20 protein-coding genes are annotated in these 20,714 nt (G+C 72.3%); 8 read left to right on the top strand and 12 right to left on the bottom strand.

Annotation, left to right across the window (positions count from 1 at the left end):
- Positions 1-160: 160 nt before the first annotated feature.
- Positions 161-760, bottom strand: a complete 600-nt coding sequence (locus ID554_RS26795; protein ID WP_117228867.1) for a class I SAM-dependent methyltransferase — start codon at positions 758-760, stop codon at positions 161-163.
- Between the two features lie 121 nt (positions 761-881).
- Here ID554_RS26795 and ID554_RS26790 point away from each other — a divergent pair, with 121 nt between their 5' ends.
- Both ID554_RS26790 and ID554_RS26785 read left to right on the top strand, forming a co-directional pair.
- Entirely contained in the window at positions 882-2,468 is a 1,587-nt protein-coding gene (locus ID554_RS26790) for an LPXTG cell wall anchor domain-containing protein (RefSeq protein ID WP_117228866.1), read from the top strand.
- Positions 2,469-2,693: 225 nt separating this feature from the next.
- Positions 2,694-4,259, top strand: a complete 1,566-nt coding sequence (locus ID554_RS26785; protein WP_191088640.1) for a ricin-type beta-trefoil lectin domain protein — start codon at positions 2,694-2,696, stop codon at positions 4,257-4,259.
- Between the two features lie 86 nt (positions 4,260-4,345).
- Here the strand turns inward: ID554_RS26785 and ID554_RS26780 are convergent, their stop codons facing one another.
- From ID554_RS26780 to ID554_RS26775, 3 genes are all read right to left on the bottom strand, one after another.
- Positions 4,346-4,987 (bottom strand): hypothetical protein, encoded by a 642-nt coding sequence (locus ID554_RS26780; RefSeq protein ID WP_117228918.1) that lies wholly within the window; start codon positions 4,985-4,987, stop codon positions 4,346-4,348.
- Between the two features lie 175 nt (positions 4,988-5,162).
- Positions 5,163-5,339 carry an alpha/beta fold hydrolase gene (locus ID554_RS32060; protein ID WP_199489235.1) on the bottom strand — a complete coding sequence of 59 codons (177 nt, stop codon included), beginning with the start codon at positions 5,337-5,339 and terminating at the stop codon, positions 5,163-5,165.
- Complete coding sequence (locus tag ID554_RS26775; RefSeq protein ID WP_199489234.1) at positions 5,333-5,932, bottom strand: alpha/beta fold hydrolase; 600 nt, start codon at positions 5,930-5,932, stop codon at positions 5,333-5,335. The genes ID554_RS32060 and ID554_RS26775 overlap by 7 nt, the downstream gene beginning before the upstream one ends.
- Before the next feature lie 83 nt (positions 5,933-6,015).
- On the opposite strand from ID554_RS26775, the gene ID554_RS26770 reads away from it, so the two are divergent.
- The 4 genes from ID554_RS26770 (at position 6,016) to ID554_RS26755 (ending at position 8,552) form a co-directional block, all read left to right on the top strand.
- Positions 6,016-6,654, top strand: a complete 639-nt coding sequence (locus ID554_RS26770) for a TetR/AcrR family transcriptional regulator (protein WP_117228865.1) — start codon at positions 6,016-6,018, stop codon at positions 6,652-6,654.
- A 108-nt stretch (positions 6,655-6,762) separates the two neighbouring features.
- Positions 6,763-7,128: an MmcQ/YjbR family DNA-binding protein gene (locus ID554_RS26765; protein WP_117228917.1), complete on the top strand. Its 366-nt coding sequence runs from the start codon at positions 6,763-6,765 to the stop codon at positions 7,126-7,128.
- Between the two features lie 60 nt (positions 7,129-7,188).
- Positions 7,189-7,974, top strand: coding sequence for an MBL fold metallo-hydrolase (locus tag ID554_RS26760; protein WP_223884269.1), 786 nt, complete (start codon positions 7,189-7,191; stop codon positions 7,972-7,974).
- Positions 7,971-8,552, top strand: a complete 582-nt coding sequence (locus ID554_RS26755; protein WP_117228864.1) for a DedA family protein — start codon at positions 7,971-7,973, stop codon at positions 8,550-8,552. Before ID554_RS26760 ends, ID554_RS26755 begins: the two co-directional genes overlap by 4 nt.
- Here ID554_RS26755 and ID554_RS26750 read toward each other — a convergent pair.
- The 5 genes from ID554_RS26750 to ID554_RS26730 all read right to left on the bottom strand — a co-directional run bounded on the left by ID554_RS26750 (position 8,485) and on the right by ID554_RS26730 (position 14,369).
- Positions 8,485-10,893: a phage holin family protein gene (locus ID554_RS26750; protein ID WP_117228863.1), complete on the bottom strand. Its 2,409-nt coding sequence runs from the start codon at positions 10,891-10,893 to the stop codon at positions 8,485-8,487. The genes ID554_RS26755 and ID554_RS26750 overlap by 68 nt on opposite strands.
- Before the next feature lie 87 nt (positions 10,894-10,980).
- A complete protein-coding gene (locus ID554_RS32055; protein WP_233527441.1) occupies positions 10,981-11,952 on the bottom strand; it encodes a CHAT domain-containing protein in 972 nt (323 codons plus the stop codon).
- On the bottom strand, positions 11,889-12,956 hold the full coding sequence (locus ID554_RS32050) for a hypothetical protein (RefSeq protein WP_223884268.1): 1,068 nt from the start codon (positions 12,954-12,956) through the stop codon (positions 11,889-11,891). Before ID554_RS32050 ends, ID554_RS32055 begins: the two co-directional genes overlap by 64 nt.
- Positions 12,953-13,273, bottom strand: a complete 321-nt coding sequence (locus ID554_RS26735) for a tetratricopeptide repeat protein (protein WP_199489232.1) — start codon at positions 13,271-13,273, stop codon at positions 12,953-12,955. Before ID554_RS26735 ends, ID554_RS32050 begins: the two co-directional genes overlap by 4 nt.
- Positions 13,274-13,544: 271 nt before the next feature.
- Positions 13,545-14,369 carry a hypothetical protein gene (locus tag ID554_RS26730; RefSeq protein ID WP_223884267.1) on the bottom strand — a complete coding sequence of 275 codons (825 nt, stop codon included), beginning with the start codon at positions 14,367-14,369 and terminating at the stop codon, positions 13,545-13,547.
- 562 nt (positions 14,370-14,931) lie between these two features.
- Between ID554_RS26730 and ID554_RS26725 the strand changes: the two genes are divergently transcribed.
- Positions 14,932-15,162: a hypothetical protein gene (locus ID554_RS26725; RefSeq protein WP_117228915.1), complete on the top strand. Its 231-nt coding sequence runs from the start codon at positions 14,932-14,934 to the stop codon at positions 15,160-15,162.
- A gap of 191 nt (positions 15,163-15,353) precedes the next feature.
- Entirely contained in the window at positions 15,354-16,796 is a 1,443-nt protein-coding gene (locus ID554_RS26720; protein WP_117228859.1) for a cellulase family glycosylhydrolase, read from the top strand.
- A 39-nt stretch (positions 16,797-16,835) separates the two neighbouring features.
- Here the strand turns inward: ID554_RS26720 and ID554_RS26715 are convergent, their stop codons facing one another.
- From ID554_RS26715 to ID554_RS26705, 3 genes are all read right to left on the bottom strand, one after another.
- Positions 16,836-17,546 carry a siderophore-interacting protein gene (locus tag ID554_RS26715; protein WP_117228858.1) on the bottom strand — a complete coding sequence of 237 codons (711 nt, stop codon included), beginning with the start codon at positions 17,544-17,546 and terminating at the stop codon, positions 16,836-16,838.
- Positions 17,547-17,743: 197 nt separating this feature from the next.
- Complete coding sequence (locus tag ID554_RS26710; protein WP_117228857.1) at positions 17,744-18,868, bottom strand: sporulation protein; 1,125 nt, start codon at positions 18,866-18,868, stop codon at positions 17,744-17,746.
- Positions 18,869-19,080: 212 nt separating this feature from the next.
- A complete protein-coding gene (locus ID554_RS26705) occupies positions 19,081-20,511 on the bottom strand; it encodes a glucose-6-phosphate dehydrogenase (protein ID WP_117228856.1) in 1,431 nt (476 codons plus the stop codon).
- Positions 20,512-20,714 lie beyond the last annotated feature (203 nt).

Below are 20,714 nucleotides of genomic sequence, written 5' to 3'. Positions count from 1 at the left end.
GCCAGAAGCTGAGGGCAGGTGGCCTGCAGCGGGGTGGGCCCTGTCGAGCTGAACCGTTTGTGCTCTCAGGTCGACAGCACCCGCACACCCCGTGCCCGGCCGCAGCGGACCGCTCATCGGACCGACCGCAAAAGCACGCCGGCAGGTACTCGCAGACCTCTCAGCGGTGGGCGAAGACGAACCCGCCCTCGACCTCCGGTTCCGGGTGGTGCACCAACTCGGCCTCGACGGTGAAACCGGCCGCCGCCAGCCAGGCCGCGACCCGTGCGGGTGGGCGGTAATGCACGTAGACGTTCATCGGGTGTCCGCCGTAGCCCTCCGTCTTGAGCCGGCTGCCGTTCCCGGTCTGGAAGCCGAGCAGCACCACCCCGCCCGGGCGCAGCACACGACGGAACTCGGCCAGGACGCCGGGCACCTCGTCGTCGGGTACGTGGATCAGGGAGAACCACGCCAGCAGCCCGCTCAGGGATCCATCGGGCAGGTCGAGACGGTTCATCGAGCCGACCTCGAAGCGCAGGCCGGGATGGTCCCGCCGGGCCACGTCGATCATGGCGGGTGACAGGTCGACACCGAACACGTCCAGGCCGATGTCGCGCAGGTGGGCGGTGATCCGTCCGGGTCCGCAGCCGACGTCGCAGACCGGTCCGTTCGCCTGGGCGCGGACCAGCCCGGCGAAGAGGGCGAGGATGCCCCGCTGGAACGGCTCACCGGCGACGGCAACCGGCCGGCTGATCCTGGCCGGCCCGTCGGCGTGAGATATTTACCCGGCTCAGGATCCGCCCATCACGCTCCGGCTCCGCGTCCGGAAACGGCCCACCCGGGTCACCGTCCGCCGGGTCGTCGCGCTCCCACATCGTCGTTCGTACCCTGAGGAATCCACCATGTCATCTCCCGCTCTCCGGCGTCGGCTCGCTGGTGTGGCCGTCGTCGGCGTACTCGTCGCCACGGCCGTCGGCGGCGCACCGGCCGCGGCCGAACCGACCGCCGCGCCGACCGAGTCGGCTCCGACCGCCGCCGCACCGGCCGCCCTGCCGCGAAGCGACATCCGGCTGCACAGCGTCACCGTCGCTCCCGGCGGTCCACGCAAGTGGATGTCGGTCGAGCAGCGGGGCAGGAACTACGCCGGCACCTACGTGATGCGGGTGGACCGCAGTGACGTCATGGCGTTCGCCGACGTGCGGCACGCGAACGGCCCCGAACTCTGCACGACGACGGGCCCGGTTCTGGACTGCTCGGTGACGACCGACTCCGACACGGGGACCGAGCTGTTCAGCCTGCTCGTGACGGCGGCGGCGGACGCGAAGCCGGGCCGACGCGGTGAGGTGGTCGTCACCGTCACCGAGCCCCGCATCGCCGCCGGGAGCTACCGGGCCACCGTCACCGTCGGCGAGGGCGTCGATCTCGTCAGCGCGAACGGGCGCGACCTCCGACTCGACAGCAGTCTCGGCGCCCGCGTCGACGTCCCGCTCGCGGTGTCGAACCGTGGAACGACGACCGCGCACGGACTGCGGTTGTACGTGTCCGGTTCGCTCGGGTTCACGCCGTCGAAGCGGTACAAGAACTGCGAGTACGAGGATCCCTCGCTGGACGACAGCACGTTCGTCTGCGAGTTCGCCGACTCGCTGAAGCCCGGGGAGACGGTACGGGTGGACTCGACCTTCGGCGGGACCGTCTCGACCGACAGTTGGGCACCGAACCTGCACCACAGCCACTACTCCTGGTTCACCCCGGCCGACTGGGAGGAGCACCAGGACCGGATCCGGAAACCCGGATCGATCGGCCCCCGGGGGACCGACGAGGCACTGACGCTGGTCAAGGTGGACGAGATGCGGGCCCGCTCGCACCCCCAGACCGACATCGACGGATTCAGCAACGACATCTCGGTACGGCTGACCGTCGCCGGTGACATGCGGGGCGACGTCGCCGCCGAGGGCGCGACCGTTCGAGGCGCGGTCGGTGCCACCGTCCCGATGCGGGTGGGCTATCTCAACAACGGGCCGGCGAGTGCCGGCGCCAACGGCCAGGGCGGTCTGCAGGTCCCGACGCACGTGACCCTGCCGGACGGCGTCACCGCCGTCAGCGTTCCGACGTCCTGCCTCGACCTGGACTCCGACGAGTACGCGCCCGGCAAGCCCGGCGGACGGCGCTACGTGTGCCAGATAGGCGGCACGATCAGCAAGGGTGAGCGGGTGGGTTTCGAGTTCGGTCTCCGGCTCGACCGGGCCGGCAGTCAGACCGGCAAGGTCAAGCTCCACACCAGATCGGGTGACGGCCCGACGGCGGATCTGGACCCCGACAACGACACCGCCGCTATCCGGGTGAACCCGACCGGCGGCGGAGCAGGCGGCGAGTTGCCGATCACCGGCACCTCCACCGGCCTGCTCGCCGGGACAGGTCTCCTGCTGGTCGTCGCCGGAGCGGGCGGCTACCTGCTGGCCCGTCGTCGACAGACCCGGTTCATCGCCTGATAGTGCACCTGCTGACCGAGGCGGCGATGCTGCCGGCACCGGCGCAGCGCGGGGCGTCGCGCCGTACCGACGCACGTCCGACCTGGACGGACCGCGCACCGGCAACAATTGGCAAGAGTCTTGACAGTTGTGAACGACATCGACAGACTCGATCGTGAGAGCGCTCTCTTGGCCGTACTCTCGGCGATGCCCCCCGCGTCGCCTGACCCCCGTAGGAGGAGTCCCATGCCACGAGCGCCACGCGTCCTGGGCGCGGCCCTGGCCGCCGTCCTGGTCGCCGGTCTCGCCCCATTCGCCGCCCCACCGGCCGCACTCGCCGCCGACACACCTGGCACCACCACCCCAGCCGCCGACACATCGGTCACCGGCCTCGCGCCGGAGATGGTCCGCGCGATGCGCCGCGACCTCGGGTTGACCGACGCGCAGGTGTCGACCCGGCTTCGCGTCGAGGCCGGCGCCGCCGCCGTCGAGCGACGTCTGCGAGCCCGACTCGGTACCGCCTTCGCCGGTGCCTGGATCCCGCCCGGCGGCACACGGCTGACCGTGGCGGTCACCGACCCGTCGCTGGCCGCCGCCGTCCGCGCCGAAGGGGCCGAGGTCACCACCGCCACTCGCAGCGGGTCCACCCTGGACGGGATCAAGCGGACGCTCGACCGGCACGCCGATAAGGCGTCACCGGACGCCGTCCACGGCTGGGCGGTCGACGTGCCGACCAACCGGATCGTGGTGACCGCCGGCCGGGGCGCCACCGCCCAGGCCGCTGCCTTCGTCGCGGCCAGCGGCGTCGACGCGGGCCTGGTCCGGATCGTCGAGTCCGCCGAGGCGCCCCGGATCAACTACGACATCCGGGGCGGGGACCAGTACGTGATCAACGGCAACACGCTCTGCTCGGTCGGCTTCGCGGTGCACGGGGGCTTCGTCACCGCCGGCCACTGCGGCCGGGTCGGCAGCCCGACCCTCGGCTACAACAACGTCACCCAGGGCACCTTCGCCGGCTCGACCTTCCCCGGCCGCGACTACGGCTGGGTGCGGACCAACAGCAACTGGACCCCTCGGCCGTGGGTGAACAACTACTCCGGCGGCAACGTGTCGGTGGCCGGCTCCCAGGACGCCGCGATCGGCAGCTCGGTGTGCCGGTCCGGCCGGACCACCGGCTGGCGGTGCGGCACGCTGCTGGGTCGCAACCAGACGGTCAACTACTCGCAGGGCGCCGTGCACGGCCTGACCCGCACCAACGCCTGTGCCCAGGGCGGCGACTCCGGCGGCGCCTGGCTCAGCGGCAACCAGGCGCAGGGCGTCACCTCCGGTGGCTGGGGCAACTGCTCCACCGGCGGGGAGACCTGGTTCCAGCCGGTCAACGAGATCCTCGGTGCGTACGGGCTCACCCTGGTCACCACCGGCGGTGGTAGCGGGAACCGGCTGATCAGCAACTGGAACAACAAGTGCATCGACGTGCCGAACTCGAACTTCTCCGACGGCGTACCGCTGCAGACCTGGAACTGCAACGGCACGGCGGCGCAGTCGTGGAGCTTCGTCAACGGCACGCTGCGTACCCAGAACAACATGTGCATGGACGTGGCCTGGGGCTCGCGGGACAACGGCGCGGTGATCCAGATCGCGACCTGCAGCGGCAACCCGGCCCAGCAGTTCGTCCTGTCCGCGGCGGGTGACCTGGTCAACCCGCAGGCGAACAAGTGCGTCGACATCAGCGGATGGGTCAACGCCGACGGCGCCCGCCTGGCCATCTGGGAGTGCCTCGGCGGCGCGAACCAGAAGTGGCGGCGCGGCTGAAACACCGCACGGTCGGGTGAAAGGAGGGGTCCCCTGCTAACGCCTGGTGTATAGCAGGGGACCCCTCCTAACAACTGCAACCACAACTACAACGACGACGGCGCAGGCCCGTTGTCGTTGAACCGGAAGCTGTCGGTCGGCGCGGCGTCACCCAGCTCCTCCATGATCAGGCCGTTGTTCTGCGAGTTCCGCAGGAACGCCGAGTTGTTGCTGATCAGGAAGGCCTCCGCGTTCTCCGGGTTCGGCGCGATGGTGAAGAGCTGACGCGGCTCGCTCTCCCGGCACTCGGCGCCCTGCACCACCAGCGGCTTCGAGTTGCCCGGGTTCTGCACCTGCCAGCAGACCGGCTCGCCGGTGCCGGGACCGCCACCGGCACCCCGGTACGACCTGATCAGGAAGGTCTGCCCGTCGACCGGGGTCGGCACGAACAACTGCCGGCCCTTGTCTCCGACCACCTCGACCAGCCGCTCGTCGGTCAACGACAGCCCTGACTCGAACGAGTCGATCCGGACGATCGTGACCTGCCGGTCGCCGGACAGGATCGGCGGGTTGGCGGTGGTCGGCGACGGCGACGACTCCGTCGGGCTGGGAGCGACGGAGGTCGCACTGGCGGCCGGCGTACCCGTGGCGTCGGGTGTGGCGGCATCCGGGGCGGCGTCTCCGCACGCCGCTGTCGGGACGGCCAACGCCACCACGCCCGCACCGGCAAGCCACCTACGCACCGACATCATTCACTCCTTCTCCGGCGGTGGAGATTCCCGGTCGGGAGACCGGCGCACCATCCCCGCCACGGTCGTTGAAGATAGACGTACCCCGGAGGTCGGCGCGGCATGCCGGGACGCGGCAGCGGGGGTCGATCTCGGCCCGGGGGCCCGCTGCCCCACCCGCCAGTCACGCTGGCGGTCAGCTGACGAACTCGCTGACGGCCTGCCCCAGCCGGGTCAGGCCCGGTTGCTCGACGGGCAGGTGTCCGGCCCGCTCCAGCAGCACGAACCGCTTCTCGGCGACGATGCGGTCGAAAAACGCCCGGCTGAGCGCGACCGGTGTCCAGCGGTCGTCCGCCGGGTGCGTCATCAGCACCGGGCAGGCGGTGAACGCCTCCGGTTCCACCGGCGGGGCGGAGGTGAGGAAGGACGGGCGAGGCGCCCCATGACCGGCAGGCGGGTCATCCGCATCCGCGCGCCGACGTCACGCGGGTCCAGCAGGCAGGTCACGACCAGCCCGGCGACGTCGGCGGTCGCGGCCACCGAGTAGGCCACCATGCCGCCCATGCTGGCGCCGAGGAGATGGACGGGACGCCCGTCGCGGGCCCGCTCCGCCGCCACGAGGTCGGTGACGCAGTCGATCCACTCCGCGTACGCCACCGGCCGGTCGCTGCGGGTCAGCCCGTAGCCGGGCAGGTCCGGCGCGAGCACCTCCACCGGGGCGAGCTGGGCCAGCATCCGCGCGTACGGGGCGAGCATCCGCCCGTACCCGCCGGCGCCGTGCAGCAGGAGGAGCTTCACCGGGGCGTCCGGTGCGGCGAGCCGGTCCAGGTGGACGTCCAGCCCCCGCCAGCGCCACCACTCCTCGGCCGGAGCGTCGTCGAGGTCGCTGCGCAGCCGTTCCGGGTAGTAGCGCTGGTAGTCGAGCCACCGGGTGACTTCCTGGTACGTACGCCGACTGTCTTCCACACTCTCCCTTTCATTGTTTTGCCTGTTCAGGACTATGATATGAGGAATCCCTCGCTTTGTTTACTCGCGTTTGGAGTCGCCCGGTGCCACCCCGGCCCGCACCACATCAGCCCAGGAAGACGCCCCGGCAGCAGCGCGCCTGGCAGACCCGTCGACGCATCCTCGACGCGGCGGCTCGCGTTTTCGCCGAGTACGGCCACGCCGCCGGCACCACCGACCGGATCGCGGCGGCGGCCGGACTCTCGGTGGGATCGCTGTACCAGTACTTCCCCAACAAGGACTCGATCCTGTTGACCCTGGCGCTCGAACACGTCGACGAGACCGCCCAGGCGGTGCGGGCCAGTCTCGCCGGTCTCGCCGACGGCCCCGTACCGCTGCACCGATGGCTCCCGGCGGTGGTCCGCGCCTGCGTCGAGCTGCACACCCGCGACCCGCGCCTGCATCAAGTGCTCTTCGAGGAGTCGCCGCGCCCGCCCGAGTTGCTGGCCCGGTTCCACGAGGCCGAAGTCGAGGCGGTCGCCGCCGTCGGTCTGCTGCTGCGCCAGGACCCGGACCTGGCGCCGGCCGACCCGGAGCGCAGCGCCCGCGTGGTGGTCGCGGTCGTGGAGTCGCTGGTGCACCGGTTCGTCGCGCAGCAGCCGGACCCGATCGGCGAGCCGGAGCTGACCGGCGAGATCGTCGCGGTGGTGACCGGCTACCTGGGCCGCACGACCGTGAGCTGACCCGCACCACCATGTGCGTCTTGCCCCCTCATTGCCGCGGTCGTTCGTCCGGTGACGGGCCGCGAGGCGATCACCGGGCGCGGCGTCCGGGTGCCGTAGGGTGTGTCGATGACCGACTTGGTGGCGACCATCCGGCGGGTGTGCCTGGACCTGCCCGAGGTCACCGAACGCCCGAGCCACGGCACTCCGGCCTGGTTCATCCGGGGCAAGAAGTCCTTCGCTCAGGTCTGGCCGGACGGCCATCACCAGAACGACTTCCCGCACCTGTGGTGCGCCGCGCCACCGGGTTCCGCCGAGGAACTGATCGCGGCCGCCCCGCAGACCTACTTCCGTCCGCCCTATGTGGGGCATCGGGGGTGGGTGGGCGTACGCCTCGACACCGGCGTCGACGCGACCGAGCTCGCCGAGGTCATCGAGGACGGGTACCGGGTGGTGGCACCCCGGACCCTGCTCGCCAAGCTCGACGCCCGCTGACCGGCACGACCGGCCGCCGCCGAGGGACCGCCGACCGGCGCCCGTTACGGTGGCAGGCGTGTGGACGGCGGTGCGGGTGACGGTGTGGTCGAGCTGACCTGGCACGGTCACAGCACCGTGTGGATCGAGGACTCCGGGACCCGGCTGCTCACCGACCCGCTGCTCCGCGACCGGCTCGCCCACCTGCGGCGGCGACGCGGCCCCACCCCCCGGTTGCCGGCCATACCGGACGCCGTACTCGTGTCGCACCTGCACGCCGACCACCTGGACCTCGCGTCGCTGCGCCGGCTGCCCCCGGACACCCGGCTGGTGCTGCCGGCCGGGGCCGCGCCGCTGGTGCAACGGGCCCTGGGCGCGAGCGCCGACCGGTACACCGAGCTGGCGCCCGGCGAGGCGACCACGGTCGGCGAGGTCACCGTCACCGCCGCGCCCGCCGCCCACCCCGCCGGGCGGGGGCCCTGGTCGCGGCACCGGGCACCGGCCATCGGCTACCTCGTCGAGGGTCGGGCGCGCACCTGGTTCGCCGGGGACACCGGCTTCTTCGCCGAGATGGACTCGCTCGGCCCCCTCGACCTGGCGCTGATCCCGGTCGGCGGGTGGGGACCGACGCTCGGTCCGGGCCACCTCGACCCGCAGGGCGCGGCCGAGGCTGCCCGGCGGGTGGCGGCGGCGTGGGCCGTGCCGATCCACTACGGCACCTTCTGGCCGATCGGGTGCGACCGGGTCCGGCCGGACCGGTTCTTCCAGCCGGGCGACGACTTCGCCCGGCACGCGCACCGCATCTCCCCCGACACCCGGGTACGCGTCCTGCACCCGGGCGAGTCCCTGACCGTGCCCGGCTCATGACGGCGGTCCTCGGCACGCTGGCATGGCTCACGCTGGTGGTGATGTTCGGCGCTGTCGTCCCGGTGGTGCCGACCGGCGCGGCGGTCAGCGGCGCCGCCGCCCTCGCCGCGCACCAGGACCCGGTGACCGTGCTCCTGGTCGTACTCGCCGGGGCGCTCGGCGCGTACCTCGGTGACCTGGTGGTCTTCGCGGTGCTCAGGTGGGGCGGGGAACGCATCGCCCGACGGCTGCGCTGGCTACGCGGGCCGCAGCGGCTCGACCGGGTGGCGGCCCGGGTACGCGAGGGCGGCGGCCCGATGCTCCTGGTGTCCCGGCTGGTGCCGGGCGGCCGGTTGCCGGTGCTGCTGGCCGCGGCGATGGCCGGGATGACCTGGCGGTGGTTCGCCGTGGCCAACCTGCCCGCCACCCTGCTCTGGTCGGTCCTCTACGCCCTGATCGGCGTACTCGGCCGGGCCATCTTCCCCGAGCCGTGGCAGAGCGTCATCGCCGCGATCGTGCTGGTCCTGCTGGTCACTCAGGGGTTGAGCCGGCTGGGGCGACGCCGGCCCGCGCCGGTTCATCCACCGGCGACGCCATAGCCGGTACCCACCGTCCCGCCTCCCCCGGAGGCATTCCGGACGTCACCGGACCGGACCCGTCCGCTGGGTCGCCGTGGTCGTCGGGGCTGCGCAGGCCGAGCCGGGACAGCCAGTCGAGCAACTGCCGGTGCACCGCGTCCGGGCCCACCAGCTCGCCCTCCTGCGGCCAGTCGGCGGGATGCACCAGCAGCGCGTCGTTCTGCCAGCCGCCCAGCCCACCATGGCTTCCGACCAGTTCCTCGAAGGCGGTCACCTCCTCCAGGCCGGGGTCCACGGTGCTGATCAGCACCAGGTCCCCGACGTGGTCCATCCCCTGGTGCCGCAGCAGGTCGTGCCGGGCCCGTGGCCCGTACGGCACCAGCGGGTCGTCGCCCTCGACGTGTCCGTCCCGCAGCCGGTGGATCCCGCACCGCCCCACCGCCAGCGGTCCGGCGGCCGAGTCGACGACGACCACCCCGACGCCGGGATGCGCGGCCAGGCCCTCCACCAGCCCCGGCGCCACCGCGTCGACCCGCTCGCGGGTGAGCCGCCCGGGATGCCGGGTCAGATAGACCATCGCCAGGTTGCCGGAGGCCACCACCACGGTCTCCGGTTCGGTACGCCCCGACGCGGCGGCCCGCTCGGCCGTCCGCTCCCACCCCGGCGACGGACGCGGGCCGCGCGCCGACTCCGGTCGGGCCCGAACCGCCATCCGGGTCGCGGTGGCGGTCACCCCGGTGCGGCCGGACACCTCGCTGAGCAGCGTGTCCACCCGGGCCCGCTCCTCGGCGTTGCGGGTCGTCTCGTGCTCGCCACCGGCCGCCGCCACGCCCCGGCCCGGTCCACGCGGACGCCTGCGCGGTGCCGGCACGGGTTCGGCCACGCCCGGCGTCACCAGCCGGGACACCAGTTGGGTCAGTGACTCGCCGTAGCGCTGGCGGAACGTCGCGCCCTGGCTCTGCCCGTGATCGCTGAGCACGACGATGTGGTAGCGCCGCGTCGCCTCGGCGGCCAACCGTTGCAGGATCCCGAGCGTGTGGTCGAGCGACTCCAGGGCGGCCATCGCCTCCGGTCGGGCCGGACCGGCGTGGTGGGCCACCTCGTCGTAGTCGACGAAGTCGCAGAAGATGACCGGCGCGCCCCGGGCCATCTGCTCGGCGATCAGCGAGACGTTGAGGTCGTTGAGCAGGCTGGCCAGCGGACGCAACGCCAGGTACGAGCCGCCCCGGTCGGCCCGGGGCTGTACGCCGCGCACCCGTCGCCGCCGGGCGGCGTGCAGTTCCCGCAGTACCTGCCCGGCGCCGAGCACCACCGTCCGGGCGAAGCCGTACGGGCTGGTCATGAACGTCGCGTAGCCGGGCGTGGAGCGGCCGGGCAGCCCGGCGCGGCTGACCGTCAACAGGGTGGTCGGGGCGTCGCCGGAGAACGCGGTGCTGATGCTCGCCCCACCGTCGCGCAGCAGTCCCCGCCCGGTGGACAGTCGCCGCTCGACCTCGGCCGCGTCGCGGGGGCGACTGGTCACCACGAGTCGCCCGGCCGGCGCGGTCCCGTCCGGGCCGGGCGGTGCCTTCTCGTACCAGCGGTACGCCGGCACCCGACCGAACTCGCCGTAAAGCAGACCGGCCTGTGCGGCCGGCGTGGTGGCCGGCAGCCCGGTGTGCCAGCGGGTCATCCGGTGGCTGCGCGATCGCAACCACCGGCCCATGGTGGGCAGGTTGCCGGCGCGGACCGCCCACTGCACCACCGGCGTGGCCACCCCGTCGAGCTGCACGATGAGCAGTCCCTCGGGCGGGACGTCACCGGCCTCCTCCCGCCGCGCCGACCTGCCCCGACGCCAGCGCCACCAGCGGGGGCCACGACGGTCGGTGGACCGCCGGACCCGACTCATCAGCCGCAGCATCTCGCTGACGAAGGTGTCGTCGGTGCCGGCGTCGGCGAGCCAGTTGACCGCTGCGGCCAGCGCCACGGCGAGCCAGGCGGCGGCGAAGGCGACGGCGATCCCGGCGACGTGCGCCTCGGGCGCCAGGCGCAGGGCCACGTACATGACGACGGCCTGGACGCCCACGCCGATGGCCAGCGCACCGAGGCCGCCGAGCGCGGTGGCCAGGGCCAGCAGCACCGGGCGCAGCACCGCCCCGACGGCGGTGACCAGAGCGACCAGCCAGAGCAGCCCGACCAGGCCACTGATGGTGACGCCGGGCAGCAGCCAGAACGTCGCGCTGAGCACCAGGAAGGAGGTGGCCATGCTACGCACCAGGGCGCGTACCCGGGCGAAGGTCGGCCGGTAGTCGCGCAGCACCCGCAGGGCGACCCGGGCGGGTTCGGGCAGAGCGCGGCGCTCGGCATCCACCTGCGGTTCCATGTCGCCACCATGTCACACGGCACCAACAAGATCGTGAAGCCGGACCCGGTTCCCGACCGGTGGTGCGGCCCGCGCCGCGCGGGTCGGTCAGGGGTCGAGACTGGTGGCGGTCTCCGGCGGCCCGGACAGGTCGGCCGTGAGCCATCGGCGCTGGGTCGCGTCCCACGACAGCAGCAACCAGCCGGGCCGGTACGGCGGCAGGGCGGACCCGGCCAGCGCGCCGATGAGGAGTTCGGTGGCACCACGTTCGGTGTCGTAGCGTCGGTCGGTCACATCGACCATCGTGTCACGGACCGACGTGCAGGAAGGGCGCCCACAGCGTGGGCCGGTCCGGTTGCGCGGCGCGCAGCGCACGTACCGCCTGGTGCAGGGCTGACGCGGCGGCGTCGACACCGTCAGTCGGGCGTAGAAGTCGGCCGCGACGCCGGGGGCGACCGCGTCGTCGATCGCCCACGCCGTGCCGACCACGTGCCGGAACCCGGCGATGTGACAGGCACCGGCCACGTGCAGGGCCTCGTCGTCCAGGTCCTCGTGCGAGACACCGGTGCCGCACGCCGACAGGTAGGCGATCTCGGCGTGCGTCAGCCGCAGGCGCGCGATGTCGGCGACGGTCAGCGGGTCGGCGGCGTGGTCGTGCAGGACGAGGTGCCCGTCGGCGCTCCCGTCGGCGGCACTGACCGCGTGACCCGCGAAGTGCAGCCACGGGTGCCGGGGCAGCGCGTCGAGCACGGACTGCCGGACCGCCTGCTCACCGAGGATCACCCGGCTCGCCGGATAGCGGCCGGTCAGCATCCGCACCTCGGCCTGCACGTTCGGCAGGTCCCCCAGTCCCGGCGTCCGTGGCAGGGCCACCACCAGCGGCGCAGCCGTACGGGCCAGCGGGCGGGACCGCCAGGCGGTGACCAGGCTGCGCACCGTCGGCGCGTACGAGGAGACCACCCGGTCCAGCACACCCGGTCCGACCGCCGGCCCGGCGGCGTGCAGCGGGAGGCTGGTCAGCGGCCCGGTCGGCACCCACCACACCCGGGAACCGGGCGGCGGGGCGAGCGCGTCGAGCACCGGGACGGCGACGGTGTCCCAGAGCCAGACCAGCGTCCCGGCGACCGTGGCCCGGGCCTCCTGGCGGAGCTGGGCGGGCAGACTCGGACGCGTACTGCGGGTGACGGCCGCCCGCAGCCGCCGGGCCCGGTCGACCACCTGGTCGAGATCCAGCCGCAGCGGCACCACCTGGACCCGGCCCCCGGCCAGCACCAGGGCGTCGCACCGCAGCCCACTGATGTTGAGCACCACGACGGGCCCGCGCCGGGCGATCTCGGCGAGCAGGTCGTCGACCGGAGGCGGGCGCAGGAACCCGGCGAGACCGTCGACGCCCCGGATCTCGGCCAGCAGCGCATCCCAGTCCCGGGCCAGCGCGTGCCGGTCCTCGCCGTCGAGCGGTACCGCAGCCGCAGCATCCCGGCGAGGTTGGAGAGCATCCCGGCGAGGTCGTCACCGGGCCCCGCCGCCGCCACCGCCTCACGGGACACCTCGACCGCCTCGGCGAGGGCGGACGAGTCGTCGTACCGCAGCGACAGGGTGAGCAGCCCGTCGGCGAGGTTGGTCAGCCGGGCCGCGCGGCGCGGGTGGGTGGGGCCGGTCGCGGCCAGCGCCGCGCGGACCTGGGCCACCGACTCGACCAGGTCCGCCTCGATGCCGGTACCCCGCCAGCGCAGGCGCAGCACGCCGCCGAGATTGGCGTGGAAGGACGGCGTGGCGGGGGTGCGCTCGTTCGGGTACATCGCCAGCGCCTCGCGGAACAGCCCGATCGCCGTGTCCAGGTCGGCCAGGTCACCGAAGCGCTCGTAGCGTGACCAGCGGGCCGTCCCGAGACCGTTGGCGGCGGTGCTGCGGATGTCGACGTTCCGGGCGACCTTCAGGACCTCGGTGATGACGGCGATGGCGAACTCCAGGTCCCGCAGCGACCCGGTGCGCTCATACGTGTCGTGGTGCGCCTCGGCCTGTCCGCAGACGCTGACCAGCAGGTGGTACTGCGGCGTTCCCCAGGCGTCGGGGAGGCCGCTCACCGGCCGGGCGGAGTGTCGGGCTCCGACGCCAACTGTTGCGCGAGCGCCTCACCCAGCGGGCCGCCGGCCCGACGGAACCACTCGGCGGCCTCCCGGTTGCGACCGCGCGCCATCAGGTACATGGCCAGGTTGGCCATCCCGTCGGTGTTGCCGGCCTCGGCGGCCTTGCGGAACCACTGCGCGGCCTCGTCCTCCCGGCCGCCGAGCTTGAGGGTGATCCCGAGACGGTTCAACTCCTCCGGTGCCCCGCCCTGTGCGGCCTGCCGGGCCGCCGTCTCGGAGGGCAGCGGGGTGATCGTGAACCCTGGCCCGTCCACACTTGGCGGTCGTTGCGGAGCCGACGGTGGTGCCTTCCGCTTACGCCAACGACCGAACATCGCGCACCCCCGGACATCGACTGCCGTTCAGTGTGTCATCGGGCCCTCGCGCGACGCAGTCCCCGAGGAGAAAATCCGACACTGCCCGCCGGTCGCGACATGGCGACAGGCTGGTCGCGGGGTCCGACATCCCGGCAGCACGGCACCGCCGGTACGACGACGGCGGGGGTGGGACCTGCCGGTCCCGCCCCCGCCGATCAGGCGCCTGCGGTCAGGACGTGAACTTGTCCAGGGCCAGCTCGATGGCGCCGTTGTCCGGCTGGGCGTGCGACTTCATGGTCTGCCTGTTGTAGGAGATGAAGCTCGGGCAGCGACCCGCCGGGGCGTTGATCTGGCCGCCGTCGCCGAGCTTCTCGCCGGTCTGGGCGTTGTGGAAGGTCAGCGTGTAGCGCGCGGAGATGTAGTCGACCGTGATCTGCTTGTCGTCGCGGTCCTTGTACTCGCACTTGCGCGGCTCACCCTCGCTGCCCTCCACGTAGGTGAGGCAGCCGACGACCGAGACGGTCGCCCAGTCGGAGGCCCGGGCGTAGTACGGCTTGTTGAAGCCGACCGACTTGCTCGACCAGGAACCCGGACGGTCCGGGTTGTTGGAGAAGGTGAAGACCTTGGCGCCCTTGGCGGAGGTGTACGGCGCCGCGTTCAGCACCGGGTTGCCGTCGCACACGGCGTTGAAGTCGCTGGAGTTGCGCGCCGTGACGGCGTTGTTGTTGTTGCTGCCGCCGTCGTTGTCGGGCTGGTCCGGGGTCGGCGACGGATCCGGGTCCGGGTCGGTGTCACCGTCGGGCGACGGGCTGCCGCTGGTGGCGATCTGGTTGGGCTCGTCGTCGTCGCCCAGCATAAAGTAACCGATGGTGCCGCCGCACGCGACCAGCACCGCCATGACGGCGGCACCGATGCCGAGGCCGAGCCAGACGCCCCGGTTGCCGGACTTCTGCTGCGGCTGTGCGTACGGCGGAGGAGGCGGAGGCGTGGGTGCGCCGTACGGCGACGGGTAACCCGGCGCACCGGGTCCGCTGATGGGGGAGCCTGGCGGCATCGGGTGGCCCACCGGACTGCCGGGTGGCAGCGGCTGACCGCCCGGAGAACCGGGCGGCGGTGCACCCCACGGGGAGGCGTGCGGGTCCGGCTGCCCTCCGTACGGAGAGTGGCTGTCGCTCATCTGAAACCCTTGTCAAGTCGAGAGGCTCACTGACCGGTGATCAGCCTCAGGGTAGTGAGCAGCGCAAATCGTGGTGGCACAGCCGTGCCACCGTTCCGCAGCGTGGACGCGCCACACTCCCGAAACACTCACTCTGGGTATCCACTGTGCTGCGGTAAGCCGATCATTGGCCCCTTGACACAGGGAAACGGGCAATCATAGAGACCCAGCGTGATCTTTGCCATACGACAAGCGAGACAACGATCCGGCAACGATCCGGGGCATCGGCGAACTCCGAAGCGTCACTGAGCGCACGTCCAGAAGAAGGCTTTCCGGGTGGTCACATCCCCACCCGAGGGAGCCTGGCGCCACAGCCGATCCGCCGTGAACGCCCCCGGCGGTGTGGGCCGTGCCGGTGACGGGTACCCACCCCAGGGAAACCGGCGACGAGGAGGACGACATGACCGAGCCCCGATACACGCCGATCGCGTTCGCCGCGGCCGGCGATCTCGTACGGAACGACGGCGACCCGGAGGCCGGCGAGGTGGTCGGCGCGGACGACGCGGCGGCCGACGCCGCACGGGCCGGCGCCGACATCGACCTGACCGGCGTGCAGCGGGACACCGACCCGACCCCGGTCGGCGCCGCCGACGCGGAGGCCGACCGGCGGCGCGCCGCCGGTGAACTCTGACGCGCGGTTCGACGATTCCACGACGCCCCGGGAGACCTTCCCGGGGCGTCGCCATGCCACATCACTTCGATGGCACTAAATATTGCGCCGATGTTTCCGACCGTCGTAGGCTCCCGTGGGAGCGCTCCCGGACCTCCGTCCGATCTCGCCGGAGAGCCGTACCCCACCACGATCAGATTGCGACGGTTCCCATGAAGCATCCTCCGCGCCGGACACGGCGCCTCCTGGTCACGGCCGGCGCCGTCGGCGCGCTGACCCTCGGCACGCTGGCCGCCCTGCCCACGACCGCCGCGATGGCCGCACCCGGCTGCTCCGTCAGCTACACGACGAACAGCTGGTCCGGCGGGTTCACCGCGAGCGTGACCATCACCAACGTCGGCGACCCGATCAACGGGTGGACGCTCGGTTTCCGCTTCCCGGACGGCGGCCAACGCCTCGCGCAGGGCTGGTCGGCCACCTGGAGCCAGAGCGGCAGCGAGGTCACCGCACGGAGCCTGGGCTGGAACGGGTCGCTGGCCACCCGCGCCAGCACCACCGTCGGGTTCAACGGCACCTTCACCGGCGCCAATCCCGCACCGACCTCGTTCACCCTCAACGGCACGGTCTGCACCGGCTCGACCACGCCCACCACCCCGCCGCCCACCACCACTCCCCCGCCCACCACTCCCCCGCCGACCACCCCGCCGCCGGGCGGGCAGACCCCGGTGGCGATCAACGGGCAGCTTCGGGTCTGCGGGGTCAACCTCTGCAACCAGTACGGCCGGCCGATCCAGTTGCGCGGCATGAGCACCCACGGCATCCAGTGGTTCGGCAACTGCTACAACGACGCCTCGCTGGACGCGCTCGCCACCGACTGGCGGGCCGACCTGTTCCGCATCGCCATGTACGTGCAGGAGGACGGGTACGAGACCGACCCGGCGGGCTTCACAAACCGGGTCAACGCCCTGGTCGAGGAGGCCACCGAGCGGGGCATGTACGCGATGATCGACTTCCACACGCTCACGCCCGGCGACCCGATGCACAACCTGGAGCGGGCCAAGACCTTCTTCGCCGCGGTGTCCGCACGGCACGCGTCGAAGAACAACGTGATCTACGAGATCACCAACGAGCCCAACGGGGTGAGCTGGTCGACCATCAAGAGCTACGCCGAGCAGGTCATCCCGGTCATCCGCGCCAACGACCCGGACGCGGTCGTCATCGTGGGCACCCGGGCCTGGTCCTCGCTGGGCGTCTCCGAGGGCGCCAACCACACCGAGATCGTCAACAACCCGGTGAACGCGAGCAACATCATGTACGCGTTCCACTTCTACGCCGCGTCCCACCGGGACAACTACCGGGCCGAGGTCGAGCGGGCCGCCGCCCGGCTGCCGTTGTTCGTCACCGAGTTCGGCACCGTGGACTACACCGGTGACGGCGCCGCCGACCTGGCCAGCAGCACCCAGTGGCTGGACCTGCTCGACCGGCTGAAGATCGGGTACGCGAACTGGACGTTCTCCGACAAGGCCGAGGGCAGCGCGGCGTTGCGGCCGGGCACCTGCAACGGCAGCAACTACACCGGCACGTCCGTGCTCACCACCTCGGGCGCGTTCATGCGCGAACGCATCCGGACGCCGGACAACTTCCCGACGAGTTGACCGTGGGCGGCCCCGGCACAGATCCGCCGGGGCCGCCACTCACCGGGCGTTCCAATAGCCCACACCGGTCAACTGCTGGCGTCCCACGCCGAGTCCGCGCCGGATGTGCTTGACGATGCTGCGGGTGGTGGCCGCCTCGCAGGCAACCCAGTAGTAGCCGCCGTCGCTGGCCGGCATCCCGTCACGGACGGTGTCGACCAGGTGCCGCCCGTCGTCGCGGCGCGGCACCCACACCACCTCGTGGTGTGCGCGGGTGCGGGCGCCCAACTCCTTCTCGTCCTCGTGGGCGTACTCGATCCAGACCGTCGCCGGGATGTCCTGCGCGCTGTCCAGCAGGCTGTTCACCGCCGGCAGGGAGGCCGCGTCGCCGACCAGGTAGAGGTGCCGGGGTGCCGGGTCGGGCAGAGCGAAACCGGTGCCGTGCACGGTGGACTCGATGGTGTCGCCGGGCCGGGCTGCGCTGGCCCAGCGCGCGGCGCAGCCGTCGTGCAGCGCGAACTCCAGGTGGAACCGGCCGGTCGCCGGATCCGGGTCGACCAGGGTGTACGCCCGCTGGTGGGAACGGCCGTCGTTGTCGAACCAGAGCCGGATCCACATCGTCGGGTGGACGTCGCACTCCTGGAGCAGTCCCCCGCCGTCGACCAGCAGGCGCTGGTATCGCTCGTTCACCGGCGCGGAGTCCAGGACGGTCAGTCGGAAGTTCCGCCCACCCATCGCCTTGAGGACCAGCGATTCCCAGTTCCGTTTCACCCGTGCCTCCTGCAACCGTCCGGCGAAGTTAGGTTAGGTTAACCTAACCCGCCGATCTTGGCGAGAGCGCCCGGAGGCCGCCACCGACCCTGCTCACGACACCGCCCGGCCACCAGTGGGGAGCCTGGCGACCGGGCGGCCGTCGCGGGTGGACACCCGCTCGTGGTGACGTCGACAGGGCGACGAGGATCAGCGGCTCACTCCTCGCCGCCGTCGTCGCCGCCCTCGTCGTCACCGAAGGATTCGAAGACCTCGTCGGCGACCATGCCGCCGGCAAATCCGAGCGCCGCGCCGCCGACGACACCGGCCGCGACCGCACCCATGCCCGGCCCGCGCCGCTCGTGGTGCTCCTCACCCTGGTAGTGCCCGTAGGCAGGCTGGTGCGGCGGGTACCCGACCGGCTGGCCGTACCCCGGCTGGCCATAGCCGGGCTGGGGGTAACCCGGCTGGCCGTACCCGGGTTGTCCGTAGGCGGGCTGCCCGTAGCCCGGCTGGCCGTAGCCCTGAGGGCTGGGCTGGCCGTAACCCGCGCCGGGGTGCAGGGTGCGGTACTGGTCCAGGGCCTGACGGAACCAGCCGTCGACCTCGGCGGCCCAGTCCCGCTGGTCGGCGTCGGCGTGCGCGACGCGGTACCGGCCGTAGGAGTCGTGCCCGCCGGTGAACAGACCGCCGCGCCGGTCGAACTCCAGGACGATGTCGACGCCCTGCTCGTCGGCGAGGAAGGTCAGCTCGACCTCGTTGACCTCGTGCGCGTACTGCGGCGCGGCGAAGTACTCGATCTCCTGGTAGAAGGGCAGCGTCTGGTGCGCCCCGGCGATCTGCCCGTGCTCCAGGTCGGCGCCCTTGAACTGGAAGCCCAGCCGCCCGAACGCCTCGAGGATCCGCTCCTGCACCGGCAGCGGGTGCACGAACACCGGATCGAGGTCGCCCTTGTCGACCGCGCCGCGGATGGCGACCTCGGTGCGCAGGCCCATGGTCATGCCGGGCAGCCGCTGGCCGTAGAAGTCGGTAACCGGGGTCTGCAACGGCACCGGGATCTGGAACGGCAGGGCCAGGCGCTGCCCCTCCGCGAGGCGCAGCCCGCCCGCGATCGTCACCCGGTGGAACTCGACGGTCGCGTCGTGGTCGCCGTCCGCGCCGTCGACCTCGACCCGGGTGACCAGCCCCAGCACGACGTGGTCGATGTCCACGTCCTGGCTGCCGCCGGTCAGGTTCACCTGCCCGGTCAGCACCGAACCCGGGCGGGTGCCCGGGTCGGACAGGACCGTGTCGACGCTGGGCGCGCCGATCCCGAAGGCACCCAGCATCTTCTTGAACACCACGAGTTTCTCCCTCGACAGCAGGTCGGGCGCGACCGTGGCACGGACGTGAAACTTCTACGCCTCAGCCGTTGTGTCGCAACGGGATCGGCGCCGTCCATCATGGATCCCGTCGAGACGGGAAGCTAGCACCGGTGGCTGAAAAGTAGCTGAGAGATATCACTCTGTCACCATCGGTGAAGATTCCTCACGCGGCGGAGCCGGGGCCGCCCAGGTCAGCCGCGTACCGGGCCGAGCAGCGTGTCGTCCGGACCTGCCGAGCCCGCCGGGTACTCCTGCAACGGCACCGTCCCCGCCTTCCAGGCGGCCAGCACCGGCTCGACGATGCGCCAGCATTCTTCGGCCACGTCGCCGCGCACCGACAGGGTCGGGTCCCCCTCGAACGCGCCCCGCAGCACCTCGCCGTACGCCGGCAGCTCGCCGGGGCCGAAGTCCGCCGTCAGGTGCACCTGGTCCAGGTCGAACGGGTTGCCGGGACCGTTGATGTTCAGGTTGAGCCCGAGACAGTCCGGGCCGAACCCGATCCGCAGCCGGTCCGGCTCCTCGTACCCGGTCAAGCCGTCCGGCACCCGGGCCGGCTGCTTGAAGGTGATGACGGCTTCCTTGCGTACCGCCGACGTGGCCTTGCCGGAGCGCAGCCGGAACGGGACGCCCGCCCAGCGCCAGGTGTCCACCTCCAGCACCACCTCGGCAAGGGTCTCGGTGTTCCGGGCCGGGTCGACGCCCTCCTCGGCGGCGTAGTCCGGCAGGTGGCGGCCGTTGACGTCGCCCGCCGTGTACCGGGCCCGACGGCTCGCCGCCACCGGGTCGTCCTGCCAGAGCCGGGCGGCCCGCAGCACCTGCGCCGTGCGCCCGCGCAGCTCCTTGGCGCTCAGCGTGGGCGGCGGCTCCATGCCGAGCAGGGCGAGCACCTGGAGCAGGTGACTCTGCACCATGTCCACCAACGCGCCCGCGCGGTCGTAGTAGCCGGCCCGGCCCTCCAGCCCCAGGATCTCGTCGAAGACGATGTCCACGCAGGCCACGTGGGTGTTGTTCAGCACCGGCTCGAAGATCCGGTTGGCGAAGCGCAGGCCGAGCAGGTTCAGCACGGTGGACTTGCCGAGAAAGTGGTCGATCCGGTGCACCTGGTCCTCGGGCACCAGGGTGGCCAGCAGCTCGTTGAGCGAGCGCGCCGAGATCCGGTCGAGGCCGAAGGGCTTCTCCAGCATCAGCCGGGTGCCCGGCGGTACGCCGATCCGGGCCAGCGCGGCGGCCGACCGGGCGGTCACGAACGGCGGCAGCGCGAAGAAGACCACCACCGGGCCGGCGCAGCAACTCAGCAGCCCCCGCAGGTCCTCCTCGCGGGTCACGTCGGCGGTCACGTACCGCGTCTCGCGAAGCACCTCGGCCTCCACCGGGCCCTGCGCGCCGACGCTGGCAAACGAGTCGGCCACTCGGCGACGCCAGCGCTCGTCGTCCCAGTCGTCCATGCCGCTGCCGATCAACCGCAGGTGGGGCAGCGCGCCGCTGGCCAGCAGCCGGCCCAGACCGGGCAGCAGCAGCCGGCCCGTCAGGTCTCCGCTGGCGCCCAGCACCAGCAGCGTCTGCCGGGGGGTGGCGGAGGTCGCGGAGGCGGCTGCGGGGGTCTTCGGTGCCGGCGTCGTCATGCCTCCACCTTGCCCTGTCCGCTCCGGAGTCGGGCAGCGACCCCGCCGACGTCCGCCCGCCGTGCGCGCAGCGGACAGCCACCTGCGCGGATCGTGACCGGTCCCCCCGCGTCCGGCCCGATGCGGCGATCTTCGTGTGGCAGGCTGGTCCCATCCCGCCGGCCGGACGACGCCGGCCGCGTGCCTACCCTGCGAGGAGACGA

This window comes from Micromonospora craniellae (genome assembly GCF_014764405.1).
Taxonomy (GTDB): domain Bacteria; phylum Actinomycetota; class Actinomycetes; order Mycobacteriales; family Micromonosporaceae; genus Micromonospora; species Micromonospora craniellae.
The sequence above is the reverse complement of the archived record's forward strand: the minus strand, read 5'-3'. Positions and strand labels throughout refer to the sequence as shown.

Bases quoted from the DNA above. Each gene is read 5' to 3' on its own strand.
- ID554_RS26790 (WP_117228866.1), top strand. From the start codon at position 882: ATGTCATCTCCCGCTCTCCGGCGTCGGCTCGCTGGTGTGGCCGTCGTC.
- ID554_RS26785 (WP_191088640.1), top strand. From the start codon at position 2,694: ATGCCACGAGCGCCACGCGTCCTGGGCGCGGCCCTGGCCGCCGTCCTG.
- ID554_RS26780 (WP_117228918.1), bottom strand. From the start codon at position 4,987: ATGTCGGTGCGTAGGTGGCTTGCCGGTGCGGGCGTGGTGGCGTTGGCC.
- ID554_RS26765 (WP_117228917.1), top strand. From the start codon at position 6,763: ATGACCGACTTGGTGGCGACCATCCGGCGGGTGTGCCTGGACCTGCCC.
- ID554_RS26755 (WP_117228864.1), top strand. From the start codon at position 7,971: ATGACGGCGGTCCTCGGCACGCTGGCATGGCTCACGCTGGTGGTGATG.
- ID554_RS26750 (WP_117228863.1), bottom strand. From the start codon at position 10,893: ATGGAACCGCAGGTGGATGCCGAGCGCCGCGCTCTGCCCGAACCCGCC.
- ID554_RS26730 (WP_223884267.1), bottom strand. From the start codon at position 14,369: ATGCCGCCAGGCTCCCCCATCAGCGGACCCGGTGCGCCGGGTTACCCG.
- ID554_RS26725 (WP_117228915.1), top strand. From the start codon at position 14,932: ATGACCGAGCCCCGATACACGCCGATCGCGTTCGCCGCGGCCGGCGAT.
- ID554_RS26720 (WP_117228859.1), top strand. From the start codon at position 15,354: ATGAAGCATCCTCCGCGCCGGACACGGCGCCTCCTGGTCACGGCCGGC.
- ID554_RS26705 (WP_117228856.1), bottom strand. From the start codon at position 20,511: ATGACGACGCCGGCACCGAAGACCCCCGCAGCCGCCTCCGCGACCTCC.